The sequence below is a fragment of the Aeromonas eucrenophila genome, from assembly GCF_000819865.1.
Lineage (GTDB): Bacteria > Pseudomonadota > Gammaproteobacteria > Enterobacterales > Aeromonadaceae > Aeromonas > Aeromonas eucrenophila.
In genome coordinates, this window is record NZ_CDDF01000001.1 from 70,005 (window position 1) to 85,966 (window position 15,962).

General features: G+C 58.5%; 11 protein-coding genes. 5 read left to right on the plus strand and 6 right to left on the minus strand.

All coding sequences use genetic code 11. The annotated features are described in order from the left end of the window. Nucleotides 1-45 precede the first annotated feature (45 nt). The 3 genes from uvrB (at nucleotide 46) to BN1124_RS00245 (ending at nucleotide 3,120) form a co-directional block, all read left to right on the plus strand. Nucleotides 46-2,058, plus strand: a complete 2,013-nt coding sequence (uvrB, locus tag BN1124_RS00235; RefSeq protein WP_042638017.1) for an excinuclease ABC subunit UvrB — start codon at nucleotides 46-48, stop codon at nucleotides 2,056-2,058. Nucleotides 2,059-2,068: 10 nt separating this feature from the next. After that, the gene (locus tag BN1124_RS00240) at nucleotides 2,069-2,326 is read left to right on the plus strand and encodes a YkvA family protein (RefSeq protein WP_042638019.1); all 258 of its coding nucleotides are present in this window, start codon (nucleotides 2,069-2,071) and stop codon (nucleotides 2,324-2,326) included. 146 nt (nucleotides 2,327-2,472) lie between these two features. Further along, nucleotides 2,473-3,120, plus strand: a complete 648-nt coding sequence (locus BN1124_RS00245; RefSeq protein ID WP_042638021.1) for a DedA family protein — start codon at nucleotides 2,473-2,475, stop codon at nucleotides 3,118-3,120. Between the two features lie 264 nt (nucleotides 3,121-3,384). Here BN1124_RS00245 and dsbB read toward each other — a convergent pair whose 3' ends face one another. Further along, complete coding sequence (gene dsbB / locus BN1124_RS00250) at nucleotides 3,385-3,906, minus strand: disulfide bond formation protein DsbB (protein WP_042638023.1); 522 nt, start codon at nucleotides 3,904-3,906, stop codon at nucleotides 3,385-3,387. Nucleotides 3,907-3,991: 85 nt separating this feature from the next. Next, entirely contained in the window at nucleotides 3,992-5,566 is a 1,575-nt protein-coding gene (gene nhaB / locus BN1124_RS00255; protein ID WP_042638025.1) for a Na(+)/H(+) antiporter NhaB, read from the minus strand. Between the two features lie 335 nt (nucleotides 5,567-5,901). On the opposite strand from nhaB, the gene fadR reads away from it, so the two are divergent. Further along, nucleotides 5,902-6,615 (plus strand): fatty acid metabolism transcriptional regulator FadR, encoded by a 714-nt coding sequence (gene fadR / locus BN1124_RS00260; RefSeq protein ID WP_042638027.1) that lies wholly within the window; start codon nucleotides 5,902-5,904, stop codon nucleotides 6,613-6,615. 55 nt (nucleotides 6,616-6,670) lie between these two features. Here the strand turns inward: fadR and BN1124_RS00265 are convergent, their stop codons facing one another. From BN1124_RS00265 to BN1124_RS00280, 4 genes are all read right to left on the minus strand, one after another. Continuing rightward, the gene (locus BN1124_RS00265) at nucleotides 6,671-8,191 is read right to left on the minus strand and encodes a SpoVR family protein (RefSeq protein WP_042638030.1); all 1,521 of its coding nucleotides are present in this window, start codon (nucleotides 8,189-8,191) and stop codon (nucleotides 6,671-6,673) included. 10 nt (nucleotides 8,192-8,201) lie between these two features. Next, on the minus strand, nucleotides 8,202-9,473 hold the full coding sequence (locus BN1124_RS00270; RefSeq protein WP_042638032.1) for a YeaH/YhbH family protein: 1,272 nt from the start codon (nucleotides 9,471-9,473) through the stop codon (nucleotides 8,202-8,204). Between the two features lie 24 nt (nucleotides 9,474-9,497). After that, nucleotides 9,498-11,420 carry a PrkA family serine protein kinase gene (locus BN1124_RS00275; protein ID WP_042638034.1) on the minus strand — a complete coding sequence of 641 codons (1,923 nt, stop codon included), beginning with the start codon at nucleotides 11,418-11,420 and terminating at the stop codon, nucleotides 9,498-9,500. Between the two features lie 563 nt (nucleotides 11,421-11,983). Next, nucleotides 11,984-13,906, minus strand: a complete 1,923-nt coding sequence (locus BN1124_RS00280) for a RecQ family ATP-dependent DNA helicase (RefSeq protein WP_042638913.1) — start codon at nucleotides 13,904-13,906, stop codon at nucleotides 11,984-11,986. A 340-nt stretch (nucleotides 13,907-14,246) separates the two neighbouring features. On the opposite strand from BN1124_RS00280, the gene sstT reads away from it, so the two are divergent. Beyond that, entirely contained in the window at nucleotides 14,247-15,494 is a 1,248-nt protein-coding gene (gene sstT, locus BN1124_RS00285) for a serine/threonine transporter SstT (protein ID WP_042638035.1), read from the plus strand. Nucleotides 15,495-15,962: the final 468 nt, after the last annotated feature.

Here is a 15,962-nt window from a genome sequence, read left to right on the forward strand (position 1 = left end):
ACTCGGGGTACACTGCTCACTTGCTGTTTTTTGCCGGGAGTCGTGATGAGCAAGTTATTTCAGTTGGCCAGCCAGTTTGAACCGGCGGGGGATCAGCCCGCGGCGATCGCTCGGCTGCTCGATGGCATCGAATCCGGGCTCGCCCATCAGACCCTGCTCGGGGTCACCGGCTCGGGCAAGACCTTTACCATGGCCAACGTGATCGCCACCCTCAATAGACCCACCATGATACTGGCGCCGAACAAGACGCTGGCGGCCCAGCTCTATGGGGAGATGAAGGAGTTCTTCCCCGAGAACTCGGTGGAGTACTTCGTCTCCTATTACGACTACTACCAGCCCGAGGCCTATGTACCGACCACGGACACCTTCATCGAGAAGGATGCCTCCATCAACGATCACATCGAGCAGATGCGGTTGTCGGCCACCAAGGCGCTGCTGGAGCGGCGGGACGTGGTGATCGTCGCCTCGGTGTCGGCCATCTATGGCCTCGGAGACCCCCAGGCCTATCTCAGCATGATGCTGCACCTCAAAGTCGGGGATGTGATCAACCAGCGGGACATTCTGCGCCGCCTAGCCGAGCTGCAATATACCCGCAACGATGTGGCCTTCAGCCGTGGCACCTTCCGGGTGCGGGGGGAGGTGATCGACATCTACCCCGCAGAATCGGACAAGCTGGCCCTGCGGGTGGAGCTGTTCGACGAGGAAGTGGAGCGGCTCTCCCAGTTCGATCCCCTGACCGGCGCCATCGAGCAGACGGTGGTGCGCTACACCATCTACCCCAAAACCCACTACGCCACGCCGCGCGAGACCATCCTGGGTGCCATCGACCACATCAAGGAAGAGCTCAAGGGACGCCGTGAGCAGCTGCTCTCCCTCAACAAGCTGGTGGAGGAGCAGCGCATCAGCCAGCGCACCCAGTTCGACATCGAGATGATGCAGGAGCTCGGCTACTGCTCCGGCATCGAGAACTACAGTCGCTATCTGTCGGGGCGCGCCCCCGGCGAGCCGCCTCCCACCCTGTTTGACTACCTGCCGGGGGATGGTCTGCTCATCATCGACGAGTCCCACGTCACGGTGCCGCAGATCGGCGCCATGTTCAAGGGCGACAGATCCCGCAAGGAAACCCTGGTGGAGTACGGCTTCCGGTTGCCTTCGGCGCTGGATAACCGGCCGCTCAAGTTCGACGAATTCGAGGCGCTGATGCCGCAGACGGTGTTTGTCTCGGCTACCCCTGGCCCTTACGAGCTGGAGAAGTCCGGCGGCGACGTGGTGCAGCAGGTGGTGCGCCCGACCGGTCTGCTCGATCCCGAGATCGAGGTGCGTCCGGTGACCACCCAGGTGGACGATCTGCTGTCCGAGATCCGGCTGCGGGTTGCGGTGGAGGAGCGGGTGCTGGTCACCACCCTCACCAAGCGGATGGCGGAAGACTTGACCGAATACCTGGCGGATCACGACGTACGGGTGCGCTACCTGCACTCGGACATCGACACCGTCGAACGGGTGGAGATCATTCGCGACTTGCGGCTCGGCAAGTTCGACGTGCTGGTGGGCATCAACCTGCTGCGGGAAGGGCTCGACATGCCGGAGGTGTCGCTGGTGGCCATCCTGGATGCGGACAAGGAGGGCTTCCTGCGTTCTACCCGATCGCTGATCCAGACCATAGGCCGGGCGGCTCGCAACCTCAACGGCAAGGTCATCTTGTACGGCGATACCATCACCAACTCCATGAAGGTGGCCATCGAGGAGACGGAGCGGCGCCGTGCCCTCCAGCATGCCCACAACCTCGAGCACGGCATCACGCCGACGGGCCTCAACAAGTCGGTAAGCGATGTGATGGACATGGGGGCCAGCCGCACTGCCGGCAAAGCGGGGAGAGGCAGTCGCAAGGCGGCCGAGCCGCAAGGGGAATACCATGTCCGCTCCGCCAGCGAGATCGCCAAGGAGATCAAGCGGATGGAAGAGCAGATGTTCCAGCATGCGCGGGACCTGGAGTTCGAGCAGGCGGCGGCCATGCGGGATCAGATCCAGCGGCTGCGCAGCGAGTTGATCGAGAGTTGAGTAACAAACGTTGAGTAAAAAACACTGGCTCATCTGGCGGCGGCTGCGTCGCCTCTATTTTGGCTTTCGCCACCCGGCCACCCCCTGGTGGGCCAAGGGGCTGGTGATCCTCATCCTGATCTACGGCATCAGCCCGGTGGATCTCATCCCGGACGTGGTGCCGCTGTTTGGCTGGTTCGATGACATCAGCCTGCTGCTGTTGCTGCTCTGGGGCTGGGAGTCCTGTCTGCCCGCCGAGGTCAGGCGGGGGCTGGATGCGCGGGAATAAAGAGAGCCTTTGCATCCCTCTTTATGTCAGGGAAGGGCGCTCGGGCTGCATGGGCCAGATTTTCCGGCTGGGCACGGGCGCCGCTGATTGTGGCACGCAAGCCATTGGCGTAGACTCCTCGCCGTTCACTTCATGGGTATAAATAAATGGATCTGATCCTGTTCGCGATTGACTTTGTGCTGCACGTCGACGTGCATCTGAAAGAGCTGTTTGAAAACTATGGTGTCTGGGTGTACGCCATCCTGTTCCTCATCATCTTCTGTGAAACCGGCTTGGTGGTGACCCCCTTCCTGCCCGGCGACTCTCTGCTGTTTGCCGCCGGCGCGCTCACCGTGGGGAGCGTGTTGGATGTGCACACCCTGGCGGCCGTGCTGATCGTCGCCGCGGTGCTCGGCAATGTGGTGAACTACACCATAGGTCACTTCTTCGGTGAGCAGCTGTTCCGCAATCCGGACTCCAAGATCTTCCGCCGGGATTATCTGGACAAGACCCACGCCTTCTATGCCAAGCACGGTGGCAAGACCATCATCATCACCCGCTTCATGCCGATAGTGCGTACCTTCGCCCCCTTCGTGGCGGGCATGGGGGCCATGACCTACCCACGCTTCTTGGCATTCAACCTGGTGGGGGCCCTGCTGTGGGTCATCAGCTTCGTCTATGCGGGCCACTTCTTCGGCAACTTGCCGGTGGTGCGCCAGAACTTCACGCTGCTCATCTTCGGCATCATCCTGATCTCGCTGTTGCCCATGGTCATCGGCATGGTGAAGGCGAGGCGCGGTGCCGACAAGCCCTGAGATCACGGGCAACAAAAAATCATAAGAAAGGGAGCCAGTGGCTCCCTTTTTCATCGCTGTCGAATGCATCAGTTGCGGCTACTGTCCTTGACCAGATTGCCGATGGCCATCATCACAAACGCCAGCAGATAGGCGGTGAAGATGGCTGCCAGCCTAGTGAGGGGTGGCGGGGAGAAACTGAGCCTAGTGCTGAGTCATATCGAGCCGTAGATCGGGCAAAGAAAAGGGAGCCGTTGGCTCCCTTTTTCGTCTCTGTCGAGGGCATCAGTTGCAGCAACGACCCTTGATCAGGTTGCCGACGGCCACCACCACAAACACCAGTAGGTAGGCGGCGAAGATGACGATCAACCACTGGGGCATGGAGAAGCTGAGGAACTGCCAGCTGATCTCGCTGCAATCGCCATCCGGATAAAACAGCCAGGGGATCCACTGATCGAGCGGCGCCCAGCTCGGGAAGTCGACGAAGCCTTCGCAGACGTTGAAGGGGGAGGGGTTCAGCTGGTAATCAACATGCTTGAGCGCCAGTTTCAGGCCCCAGAAGGCGCTATAGCCCCACAGCAGCATCGCACTCCAACGGACATACCATTTCTGGGGCGCCACCATGCCGAGCAGGCCGGCCGCGATCACCCCCAGGATGGCGATCCGTTCATAGATACACATGACACAGGGGTGCAAGCCCAGCACATGCTGGAAGAAGAGGGCACACAGCTCGAAAGACAGAGCGGAAGCGGCCAGTAATCCCCAGGCCAGTCGATGGCTGGCAATACGGCGAAGAAATTCGATCATCTGATTGATCTCACAGAGAAAACAGTGGCTGAATTAGAGCAGAGCCGGATGTAAAAAGAAAGGGTCCGCGAGGACCCTTCCATCATCAGTGTGACAGGGGGACTGGGGTTGGCAGGGTGCCGCTCTGCATCAACCAGCCGGCCTGGTAGAACCATTCCGTGGCAGGAGCGAGCAGTTGTTCCACCGCGAAGAAGCCAACCAGTCCCAGCACCAGGGTGTAGGGCAGGGCCATCCAGACCATGCGGCCGTAAGAGAGCCGCAGCAAGGGGGCCAGGGCCGAGGTCAACATGAACAGGAAAGCCGCCTGACCGTTGGGGGTGGCGACCGACGGCAGATTGGTGCCGGTGTTGATAGCCACCGCCAGCAGATCGAATTGCTCACGGCTGATGGCGCCATTGAGCAGGGCCGTCTTCACCTCGTTGATGTAGACGGTGCCGACGAAGACGTTGTCGCTGACCATGGAGAGCAGGCCGTTCGCCAGATAGAAGAGAGCGAGCTGGTCCTCTGGCTTGGCGGCGAGCACCCACTGGATCACCGGCTTGAACAGCTGTTGATCTATGATCACCGCCACCACGCTGAAGAAGACGGTGAGCAGCGCGGTGAAGGGCAGGGCCTCGTGGAACGCCTTGCCGAGGGCGTGCTCCTCGGTGATGCCGGTGAAAGAGGTCGCCAGCACGATGACGCTCAGGCCGATCAGGCCCACGGCCGCCAGGTGCAGCGCGAGACCCATGATCAGCCAGAGGGCGATCAGGGCCTGCACGATCAGCTTGGCCTTCTCCTGGGGGGAGCGCTGCGCGTCTTCGTCACGCTCGTAAGCTTCCATGATGCGGCGCACCGGCTCTGGCAGCTTGGTGCCATAGCCAAACCAGCGGAACTTCTCCACCAGCACGCAAGTCAGCAGGCCACAGATGAACACGGGTATGGTCACAGGTGCCATGCGGATGGCGAACTCCCCGAAATGCCAGCCAGCCTGCTCGCCTATGATGAGGTTTTGTGGCTCGCCCACCAGGGTGCAGACGCCTCCCAGTGCGGTACCTATGGCGGCATGCATCATCAGGCTGCGCAGGAAGGCGCGAAACTCGTTCAGGTGCTGGCGGCTTGGCTCATCGAGGCCGTTGTCATCGTCGTGCAGGCTGCCGGACTCATCCCGTGAGGCCACCTTGTGATAGATGGCGTAGAAACCGGTGGCGACGCTGATCACCACGGCGATCACGGTGAGGGCATCGAGGAAGGCGGACAGGAAGGCCGAGACCAGACAAAATGCGAGGGACAGCAGCGTCTTGGAATGGATGCGGACCAACATCTTGGTGAAGACATAGAGCAGCAACTGCTTCATGAAGTAGATGCCCGCCACCATGAATACCAGCAGCAGCAGCACCTCGATATTGGCTACCAGTTCATGCTTGACCTGGTTGGCCGAGGTCATGCCGATGAGCACGGCTTCAATGGCGAGCAGGCCGCCGGGTTGCAATGGGTAGCATTTGAGCGCCATGGCCAGGGTGAAGATGAATTCGACAACCAGTAACCAGCCGGCCAGGAAAGGATCATAGTGGAAGACGATCGGGTTGATCAGCAGGAATGAGGCGATGGCAAGCTTGTACCACTGAGGGGCATTGCCCAAAAAATTCTTTGCAAACGCGCGCCCTAGGCTGATTGGCATGATGATGGTTCTCTGTTTCTGTTGTTGGTATCTGCGTCTATGCAGTCGAGCCATACCCGACCCGAACATCCGGATAGTCACCCTTATCAAATTGATTACACATGATTTTAATCAAGGGAGCGATAACTATAAATAAAGGTGGTGGTGATTGCCCAGCCGAGAGGCGTTTTTATCGCCACAAACCAGTCTTGGCTGAAACCCATTGCGTTTTTATATACAACTTTTTAACAAAAAGATCGGGTTAATGTGAGCAGAGGACTGACCTTCTGCTTGCTAGCATGACCGGCTTTGCTATTATTCGTGAGCCTTTTTACGCACTACAACAGAGTCACTACATGGTCATAAAAGCGCAGAGCCCCGCAGGGTTTGCCGAGGAATACATCATCGAGTCCATCTGGAACAATCGCTTTCCTCCTGGATCCATTCTGCCGGCGGAGCGCGAACTGTCCGAGCTGATTGGCGTGACTCGTACCACCTTGCGCGAAGTGCTGCAGCGTCTTGCCCGTGATGGCTGGCTCACCATCCAGCACGGCAAACCGACCAAGGTCAACAATTTCTGGGAAACCTCGGGCCTCAATATTCTGGAGACCCTGGCACGCCTCGATCAGGACAAGGTACCGGATCTGGTGGCGCAGCTGCTGTCTGCCCGTACCAACATCTGCACCATCTTTATTCGCGGTGCCATTCGCAATAACCCCGAGCAGGCGGCCGAGATCTTGCGCGCGGCACAAGGGGTGGAAAACTCACCGGAAGCTTATGCGGAGTTCGATTATCGTCTGCATCATCAGCTCTCGTTTGCCTCAGGTAACCCTATCTACGCCCTGATCCTGAACGGTTTCAAGGGGTTGTATAGCCGAGTCGGTCGTTACTACTTCTCAGACAAGCAGGCTCGTGAGACGGCAGACGCCTATTACAAGACGCTGCTGGGTCTGGCTGAGACCAAGAACCACGAGGCCGTGTTCATGACGGTGCGCCAGTACGGCATCGAATCTGGCAAGTTGTGGACCCGTCTGCGCCAGGATATGCCGAGCAACCTGTGCGATAATTGAGTCCTTTACGCAAAGAAAAAACGCGCCATCTGGCGCGTTTTTTTATGCCTCGATGTCAACTACTCACCTTGCGCTCCGGGCAGCGCCCTATGATGTCGGCGGGCAGCTCCCCGTTGTCTTGCTCCAAAATCACATCAAACCCCCACAGCTGATGCAGGTGTTTGAGTACCTCGTGGCGCGACTCGCCAAGGGGGATCCGGTTGTGAGGGACATAGCGAAGGGTGAGAGAACGATCACCTTTCACAGCCACGTTGTAGACCTGAATGTTGGGCTCCAGATTACTCAGGTTGTATTGGGCGGACAGGGCGCTGCGCACCATCCGATAACCCTCCTCGTTATGAATGGCCGACACCTTGAGGTAGTTCTTCAGATCGTCGTCATCGATGGCAAACAGCTTCATGTCGCGCATCACCTTGGGGCTCAGGAACTGACTGATGAAGCTCTCGTCCTTGAAGTTCTGCATGGCGAAGTGCAGGGTCTCGACCCAGTTGGTCCCGGCATAGTCGGGGAACCAGTATCTGTCCTCCTCGGTGGGGTGCTCACAGATGCGGCGCAAATCGGTGAACATGGCAAAACCCAAGGCGTAGGGGTTGATGCCGGAGTAGTAGCGGCTGTTGTAGGGGGGCTGATACACCACATTGGTGTGGCTGTGCAGCACCTCTATCATGAAGCGATCGCTGAGCTTCCCCTCGTCATAGAGATGATTGAGGATGCTGTAGTGCCAGAAGGTGGCCCATCCCTCGTTCATCACCTGGGTCTGCTTCTGTGGATAGAAGTATTGACTGATTTTTCTCACTATTCGCACTATTTCGCGCTGCCAAGGTTCGAGTAATGGCGCGTTTTTCTCTATGAAGTAGAGGATGTTCTCCTGTGGCTCAGGGGGATAGCGTCTGTCCTCGACGCCGGAGGCCTTGTGTTGCTTGGGCAGGGTGCGCCACAGCTCGTTGACCTGGGTCTGCAGGTAGTCTTCCCGCGCTTTCTGGCGTCGTTTCTCTTCTGCCAGCGAGATCTTCTGGGGCCGCTTGTAGCGATCCACCCCGAAGTTCATCAGGGCGTGGCAGGAGTCGAGCAGCCGCTCGACCGCATCGATGCCGTGTTTTTCCTCGCATTCGGTGATGTAGTTTTTGGCAAACAGCAGATAGTCGATGATGGAGGAGGCGTCACTCCAAGCCTTGAACAGGTAATTATTCTTGAAGAAAGAGTTGTGGCCATAGCAGGCGTGGGCCATCACCAGGGCCTGCATCGGCATGGTGTTCTCTTCCATCAGATAGGCGATGCAGGGTTCCGAGTTGATGACGATTTCATACGCCAGCCCCATCTGGCCGCGTTTGTAGTTGCGCTCGGTATGGATGAAGCGCTTGCCAAACGACCAGTGCTGATAGCCGATGGGCATGCCCACGCTGGAGTAGGCATCCATCATCTGCTCGGCGGTGATCACCTCTATCTGGTTGGGGTAGGTATCCAGCTTGTAAAACCTGGCGACCCGGGCAATCTCCTGGTGATAGGTTTCCAGCAGATCGAAGTTCCAGTCAGGACCATCGTCCAGCGGCGCTATTTTTCTCGCGGTTTCTACCATATGACGTCCCTCAAGCCGCTTGCTTCTTGAACAGCTCCCGGAAGACCGGATAGATGTCCTCAACCTTGCGAATGTGTTCCATCGCGAAGTGGGGGAATTGACCGGCCACAGACTCGTATTCGTGCCACAGGGTCTGGTGGGCGCGGGTGGTGATCTCGATATAGGAGTAGTAACGCACCCTCGGCATGATGTCGCGCATCAGGATCTCCCGACATTGCGGCGAGTCATCGGCCCAGTTATCCCCATCCGAGGCTTGCGCCGCATAGATGTTCCACTGATTGGCGGGGTAACGTTCGTTGATGATGTCGTTCATCATCTTGAGCGCGCTGGAGACTATGGTGCCGCCGGTTTCCTGGGAGTAGAAGAACTCGTGCTCGTCCACCTCCTTGGCCTGGGTGTGGTGGCGTATATAGACCACCTCCACGTTCTTGTAGGTCCGGCTCAGGAACAGATAGAGCAGGATATAGAAGCGTTTGGCCATCTCCTTGGTGGCCTGATCCATGGAGCCCGATACGTCCATCAGGCAGAACATCACCGCCTGGCTGGAGGGGACGGGCCGTTTGACGAAGTTGTTGAACTTGAGATCGAAGGTGTCGATGAAGGGCACGGCATCGATCCGCCGTTTCAGTTCACGGATCTCCTTCTCGAGTTGTGCCATCTCGGCAAAGTGATCGTTGGGCTCACAGGCGAGCAGGGCGAGCCGCTCTTCCAGCTCGCGCAGCAGACGCTTCTTGCCAGCCTGCAAGGCCATGCGCCGTGCCAGCGAGTTTTGCAGTGAACGCACCACGTTGATGTTGGCCGGCACCCCGTTGGAGGTGTAGCCCGCCCGGTAGGTTTTCATCTCCATCAGCTGGTTGAGCTGGGTTTTTTGCAGCCGCGGCAGTTCCAGATCTTCAAACAGCAGATCCAGATACTCATCTTTGGAGATCTGGAACACGAAGTCGTCCGCCCCTTCCCCCTGATCCGAGGCTTGGCCTTCGCCACCACCCTGACCACCGCCCCCTCCCTTGGGGCGGTCAATCTTGTCGCCAGAGACGAATTGATCGTTGCCGGGGTGCACCATCTCCCGCTTGCCACCTTGTCCCTGATGGAAATGGGGTTCGCCGATGTCCTTGGTCGGGATGCTGATGCTCTCACCCTTGTCCACGTCCTGAATGCTGCGTTTGGAGACAGCATCCGAGACCGCTTGTTTTATCTGCTTCTTGTAGCGGCGGATGAAGCGCTGCCGATTGACAGCGCTTTTGTTTTTGCCGTTGAGCCTGCGGTCGATAAAATGCGCCATAACTCCCCCTTGAACTGGTCAGGGTCAGGATGACTTGCGTACCCTGAGGTACCATTCGGAGAGCAGTCGCACCTGTTTGCGGGTGTAGCCTTTCTCCATCATCCGTTCGACAAAGTTATCGTGCTTCTTCTGCTCCTCGGCCGAGGTTTTGCTGTTGAAGGAGATAACCGGCAGCAGCTCTTCCGTGTTGGAGAACATCTTCTTCTCAATCACGGTGCGCAGCTTCTCGTAACTGGTCCAGTTGGGGTTACGGCCTGCATTGTTAGCCCGTGCACGCAGCACGAAGTTGACGATTTCGTTGCGGAAATCTTTCGGATTGCTGATCCCCGCCGGCTTTTCAATCTTTTCCAGCTCGCTGTTGAGGGATGCCCGATCGAACAGCTGGCCGGTTTCCGGATCGCGGTATTCCTGATCCTGGATCCAGAAGTCGGCATAGGTGACGTAGCGATCGAAGATGTTCTGCCCGTACTCCGAGTAGGATTCGAGGTAGGCGGTCTGGATCTCCTTGCCGATGAACTCCACGTAGCGCGGGGTCAGATAGCCCTTGATGAACTCCAGATAGCGATCGTGCAGCTCCTGCGGGAACTGCTCCCGCTCTATCTGCTGCTCCAGCACATAGAAGAGGTGTACCGGGTTGGCAGCCACTTCCGCATGATCGAAGTTGAACACCCGGGAGAGGATCTTGAACGCGAAGCGGGTTGACAGGCCGTTCATGCCCTCGTCCACGCCGGCATAGTCGCGATACTCCTGATAACTCTTGGCCTTGGGATCCGTGTCTTTCAGGCTCTCGCCATCGTAGACCCGCATCTTGGAGTAGAGGCTGGAGTTTTCCGGCTCTTTCAGGCGCGACAGCACGGAGAACTGACCCAGCAGCTCAAGGGTGCCCGGTGCGCACTTGGCATCGGTCAATTCGCTGTTGAACAGCAGTTTTTCATAGATCTTCACCTCTTCCGAGACGCGCAGGCAGTAGGGCACCTTGACGATATAGACCCGGTCGAGGAAAGCCTCGTTGTTCTTGTTGTTACGGAACTGCTGCCATTCGGATTCGTTGGAGTGGGCTAGCAAGATGCCGTCGAAGGGCAGGGCGGAGAGGCCCTCGGTGCCGTTGTAGTTGCCCTCTTGTGTCGCCGTCAGCAGAGGATGCAGCACCTTGATGGGGGCCTTGAACATCTCCACAAACTCCATCATCCCTTGGTTCGCCTTACAGAGTGCCCCTGAGTAGGAGTAGGCATCGGCATCATCCTGGGCGTAATGCTCCAGCATGCGGATGTCGACCTTGCCGACCAGGGAGGAGATATCCTGGTTGTTGTCATCGCCGGGCTCCGTCTTGGCGATGGCGATTTGATCCAGAATGGAGGGATTGACCTTCTCCACCTTGAACTTGGTTATATCACCACCAAACTCGTGCAGCCGTTTGGCCGCCCAGGGAGACATGATGGGGCGCAGGTAGCGGTGCGGGATGCCGTACTCTTTTTCCAGGATCTCGCCATCTTCCTCGATATCGAACAGGCAGAAGGGGTGATCGTTGACCGGCGAGCCCTTGATACGATAGATAGGCACCTTCTGCATCAAAGACTTGAGCTTCTCAGCCAGGGATGACTTGCCGCCACCGACGGGACCCAGCAGATAAAGGATCTGCTTCTTCTCTTCCAGCCCCTGGGCTGAGTGTTTGAGGTAGGAGACGATCTGTTCGATGGCTTCTTCCATGCCATAGAAATCTTTGAAAGCGGGATAGCGTGCGACGACGCGATTGGAAAACAGGCGGCTGAGGCGCGGATTGACCGAGGTGTCGATCATTTCCGGTTCGCCGATGGCAACCAGCAGTCGTTCGGCGGCGGAGGCGTAGCAGGATTTGTCCTGTTTGCACATATCCAGGAATTCCTGAATGCTGTACTCCTCCTCTCTGGCTTTCTCATACCGCTGTTGATAGTGCTCGAAGATGCCCATAACTTAGCCCTCGTTATAGTCGCTTACCCTGAAAAAGAGTGGATCACTACTTTTGTTCTGTTTGCCTCTTAAGCCTAGTCAACAGCCCCCAGTAATCCATCGCCATCATTGGTTTAAGTTTGCGCGGGAGCTTCCCGATCCTTGTGCGGGAAGGTGCAGTCAATGACATACCTATGTTACTGACTGTTAAATTATTTTTGCCATGACAGTGATGCAAATGTCAAAGACATAAAAAATAAATGTTTGTGTGGTAGATGCGGGAAAGGAGGGTTTCCCGCGTTGTGTACGCGACAACGCAGGCGGGGCAAGGATGGGAGAGGAAAGGAGGCAAAGCAATATGACGCTTACGTTAACGTAATGTGTTTCGTTTGGTGTTTAAGCTCTAATTTTTACATTGACGCTACATTGTGACTGCTCTAGATTGGCCCTGTGTCGAGCAGTCATCGCTTTAGCAAGAAAGTGGTTGCTGTGCAGATACTAAGCTCTGTTTAAGCACGTTTCCGTTGGCTTGACCCTCGCATCCGCGGGGGTCTTCTTTTTTCGGCACTTGGCAAGGTGCATCGTCAAGGCGTCGCGGCATAGATCCGTGATACCGCCGCCAGCACCTCGGCGAAGGGATGGGCGGCCAGCTGGCCAAAACCTGCCAGGCTCTTTGCCTTGACCCTGGTGGTTAAGGGGGTGGCTATGCCGCACAGGAAACGGGTCAGGATGCGTGGCTCCTTGCTGTGGCACAGCGCTACCAGCGGATCGCACCAGGCGCGCAAGCCCTGTTCGTTGGGCAAGCTCGGCGTCGGCAGCGGGGGCAGAACGGCAATCTCACCCCGGCAGACGGAGCAGTGCCCGCAGCGGCTCGGCGCCTGTTCATCGGCAAAGTAGCTGGCCAGTTCATGGCTAAGGCAGGTGGTCGAAGTAAAGAAGTTGAGCAAGGCCTGCAGCCGGGCCAACTCGCTCTGCTCTTTCTGCTCGAACAGGGCGTACAATTGATCCACCAGCGGCGCTATGACCAGATCCTGGTGCAATACCCGATATACCTCCGTCATCTGCTTGCTCTCGAGCTCGATCCAGCCCTGCTGCTGCAGATAATCCAGCGCGGCGGCGGCCCGCGATCTTTCTCCCTGATATCCCTGCCAGAGCGCATCGAAGTCCATGGTGCACCAGCTGCGCGCCTGGGGGGCACAAGCAAACAGCTGCTCCAGGAACTGGCGCCGATCCGGATTGAAACGCGCCAGGATCTCTCGCTTTTCCAGCACGAACTTGAAGCGATATTCGGCAAAATAGCTGTAGGCCGGGGCAATGACGCCCGCCATCTCCAGATAGACCAGCAGGGTCTTGAGGGGCAGTTGACGGATGTTGGTGTCATTGGAGAGGCGCAGCAGACTGAATTCCCACTCGGCGCCGCTCTGTCGCAGGATCTCGAGCAGGGTCAGGATAGCGGCTCGGTCCGGGGTATCCCCATAGACGAAGTTCTCCAGCACCGGCAACTGGGCGCGGCTGGCCAGCACAGTGCAGCGGGAGGGGAGGCCATCGCGTCCGGCGCGGCCTATCTCCTGGCTGTAGTTCTCGATGGACTTGGGCAAGTCGTAGTGGATGACCCGTCGGATATCGGCCTTGTCGATGCCCATGCCAAAGGCGATGGTGGCGACGATGCTGTCCAGCTTGCCGGCCATGAAATCGTGCTGGATCTGGCTGCGCAGGGTCGGATCCAGCCCGGCATGATAGGCGCAGGCCCGGATCCCCGCCCGTTGCAGCAACTCGGCGCATTGCTGCGCCGTGTGTTGCAGGGTGACGTAGACGATGGTGGGTGCCGCAGGATCGCGCCGCAGCTCCTCACTGAGCCAATTGTCGCGGGCGCTGCCGGCCAGCGGGATGACGCCCAGATCCAGATTGGCGCGGTAGAAGCCGGTCACCACCAGATCCTCCTTGTCGATGCCGAACTTGGCCTGCATGTCCGCCATGACCGCCGGGGTAGCGGTGGCGGTGAGCAGCAGCACCTGAGGAATATTCAGCTCGTGGCGATGGGCCGGCAGCTTTAAATAGTCGGGGCGAAAGTTATGCCCCCATTCCGAGATGCAGTGCGCCTCATCCACCACCAGCATCGACAGCGGGATCTGGGCGATAAAGCGACGAAAGCGCTCGTTCTTGAGACGCTCCACCGAGATCATCAGGATCTTGAGCTGGCCGTCGCTGGCCTGCTGCATCACCCGGCGGCTCTCCTCCGGCGTTTGGCTGGAGTCCAGGGTGGCGGCGGCAATTCCCTTGCGTTGCAGGAAGGCGAGTTGATCGTGCATCAACGCGATGAGCGGGGAGATCACCAGGGTCAAGTGGGGGAGCGCCAGGGCGGGCAACTGATAGCAGAGGGACTTGCCGGCCCCGGTCGGGAAGATGGCCGCCGCACTCTTGCCATCCAGCAGGCGGCTGATCACCGCCTCCTGACCGGGTCTTAACCGATCGAAGCCGAAGTGGCGGTTCAACAGAGAGGGGATCATGGCAAGGCTCCAGCGCAGACAAAAGAGCGGCATGATAGCACTCCTGCTGCCCGTTCTGGCGGGGAAGGGGCCGACATGGCGATAATTTGACCGTAGTTGATATTGTGTTATCGCATTGTTGCAGATTTTTTGTGAGGTAACCCTGATATTTTTCAGTGATTATATAGCCAAAAACAACGGTAAATGGGATATTCCATGCCCGCAATGCCACAGGTTTTGGACTGATCCAGCAGAAGGTTTGCCAGCCGTGATCGCCGTCACCATGACGGGGACGCAGCCCGGGGACATTGCCAACAGGACTCATAATTCACGCACTTTGAGAGTGCCCAGGGACTATTTGATGACACAACAACACCCCCTCATGCGACTGGTCAACAGCACCAGTCTGGTTAGCCAGATCCTGGTCGGTCTGGTACTCGGTATCCTGCTCGCCATGCTGATGCCCGAATGGGCCAAGGCAGCGGGCCTGCTCGGTAGCCTGTTCGTCGGCGCCCTGAAGGCGGTCGCCCCGCTGCTGGTGTTCGTGCTGGTGATGGCGGCCATCATAGGTCACAAGCAGGGCCAGAAGACCAACATGAAGCCAATTCTGCTGCTCTACCTGCTGGGGACCTTCCTGGCGGCGGTGGTGGCGGTGGCGGCGAGCTTCCTGTTCCCCTCCAACCTGCATCTGGTGGCGAGCAGCGCCGAGATCACCCCGCCGGGTGGCATCACCGAAGTGCTGCAAACCCTGCTGTTCAACGTGGTGACCAACCCGGTCAAGGCGCTGATCGATGCGAACTACATCGGTATCCTGGCCTGGGCCATCGGCCTTGGCATCGCCATGCGTCACGCCGGTGAGAGCACCAAAGCGGTGATCACCGATCTCTCCCACGGGGTCTCCACCATCGTCAAGGCGGTGATCCGCTGCGCGCCCCTCGGTATTTTCGGGCTGGTCGCCTCGACCCTGGCCGAGACCGGCTTCGATGCGCTGTTTGGCTATGCCCAGCTGCTGGTGGTGCTGATCGGCTGCATGCTGTTCATCGCCTTCGTGGTCAACCCGCTCATCGTGTTCTGGAAGATCAAGCGCAACCCCTATCCGCTGGTGCTGACCTGCCTGCGCGAGAGCGGCGTGACCGCCTTCTTCACCCGCAGCTCCGCCGCCAACATTCCGGTCAACATGGCGCTTTGTGAGAAGCTGCGTCTGCCGGAAGACACCTATGCTGTCTCCATCCCGCTCGGGGCCACCATCAACATGGCCGGCGCCGCCATCACCATCACAGTGCTCTCCATGGCGGCGGTGCACACCCTGGGGATGGAAGTGGATCTGGCGACCGCCGTGCTGCTCTCCGTGGTCGCCACCATCAGTGCCTGTGGCGCCTCCGGTGTGGCCGGTGGTTCCCTGCTGCTGATCCCGCTGGCGTGCAGCCTGTTTGGCATCAGCAACGACATCGCCATGCAGGTGGTGGCGGTCGGCTTCATCATCGGGGTATTGCAAGACTCCGCCGAGACGGCCCTCAACAGCTCCACCGACGTGCTGTTCACCGCGGCCGCCTGCATGGCCGAGGAAGAAGCCCAGCAGGGCGCGGCGCGGCTCTCTCGCGAAGCCTGATAGCAACGTCTTGTTCCATCGAAAACGCCCTCTCAGGAGGGCGTTTTTTTATGCGTGTTGTTGGAGGCTGGAGTGCGGTATTCCATGAACAGCCGATGCCGTAGCGTGTGGCAGATCTCCTCAAGCCAGCTTGTCTTCTAAGCTACGCACTCAATCAGCACGCTGCGGCGCGGGGATGAGAGGTGCGATCCGGTGCTGGACCGAGTCTGTGTGGGGGAGGTGAGGGGAAGCTTCTATACCTGCCCGAGTGCGGTCCAGGGTGAGCGCCATAAACAATGCCAGCCGATTTCCCGACTGGCGTTGTTTGTTATCCGGCTAGTTATCGACGACGGGTTTAACCGACCTGCTGGCAGAGGATGGCGGAGATGGCAATCAACCCCATGGCCGCCCCAGGACGTTGCTGACCTGGCTCTGATACTTCGCCAACCAAGGGTGAGCGCCATAAAAAATGCCAGCCGGTTTCCCGAC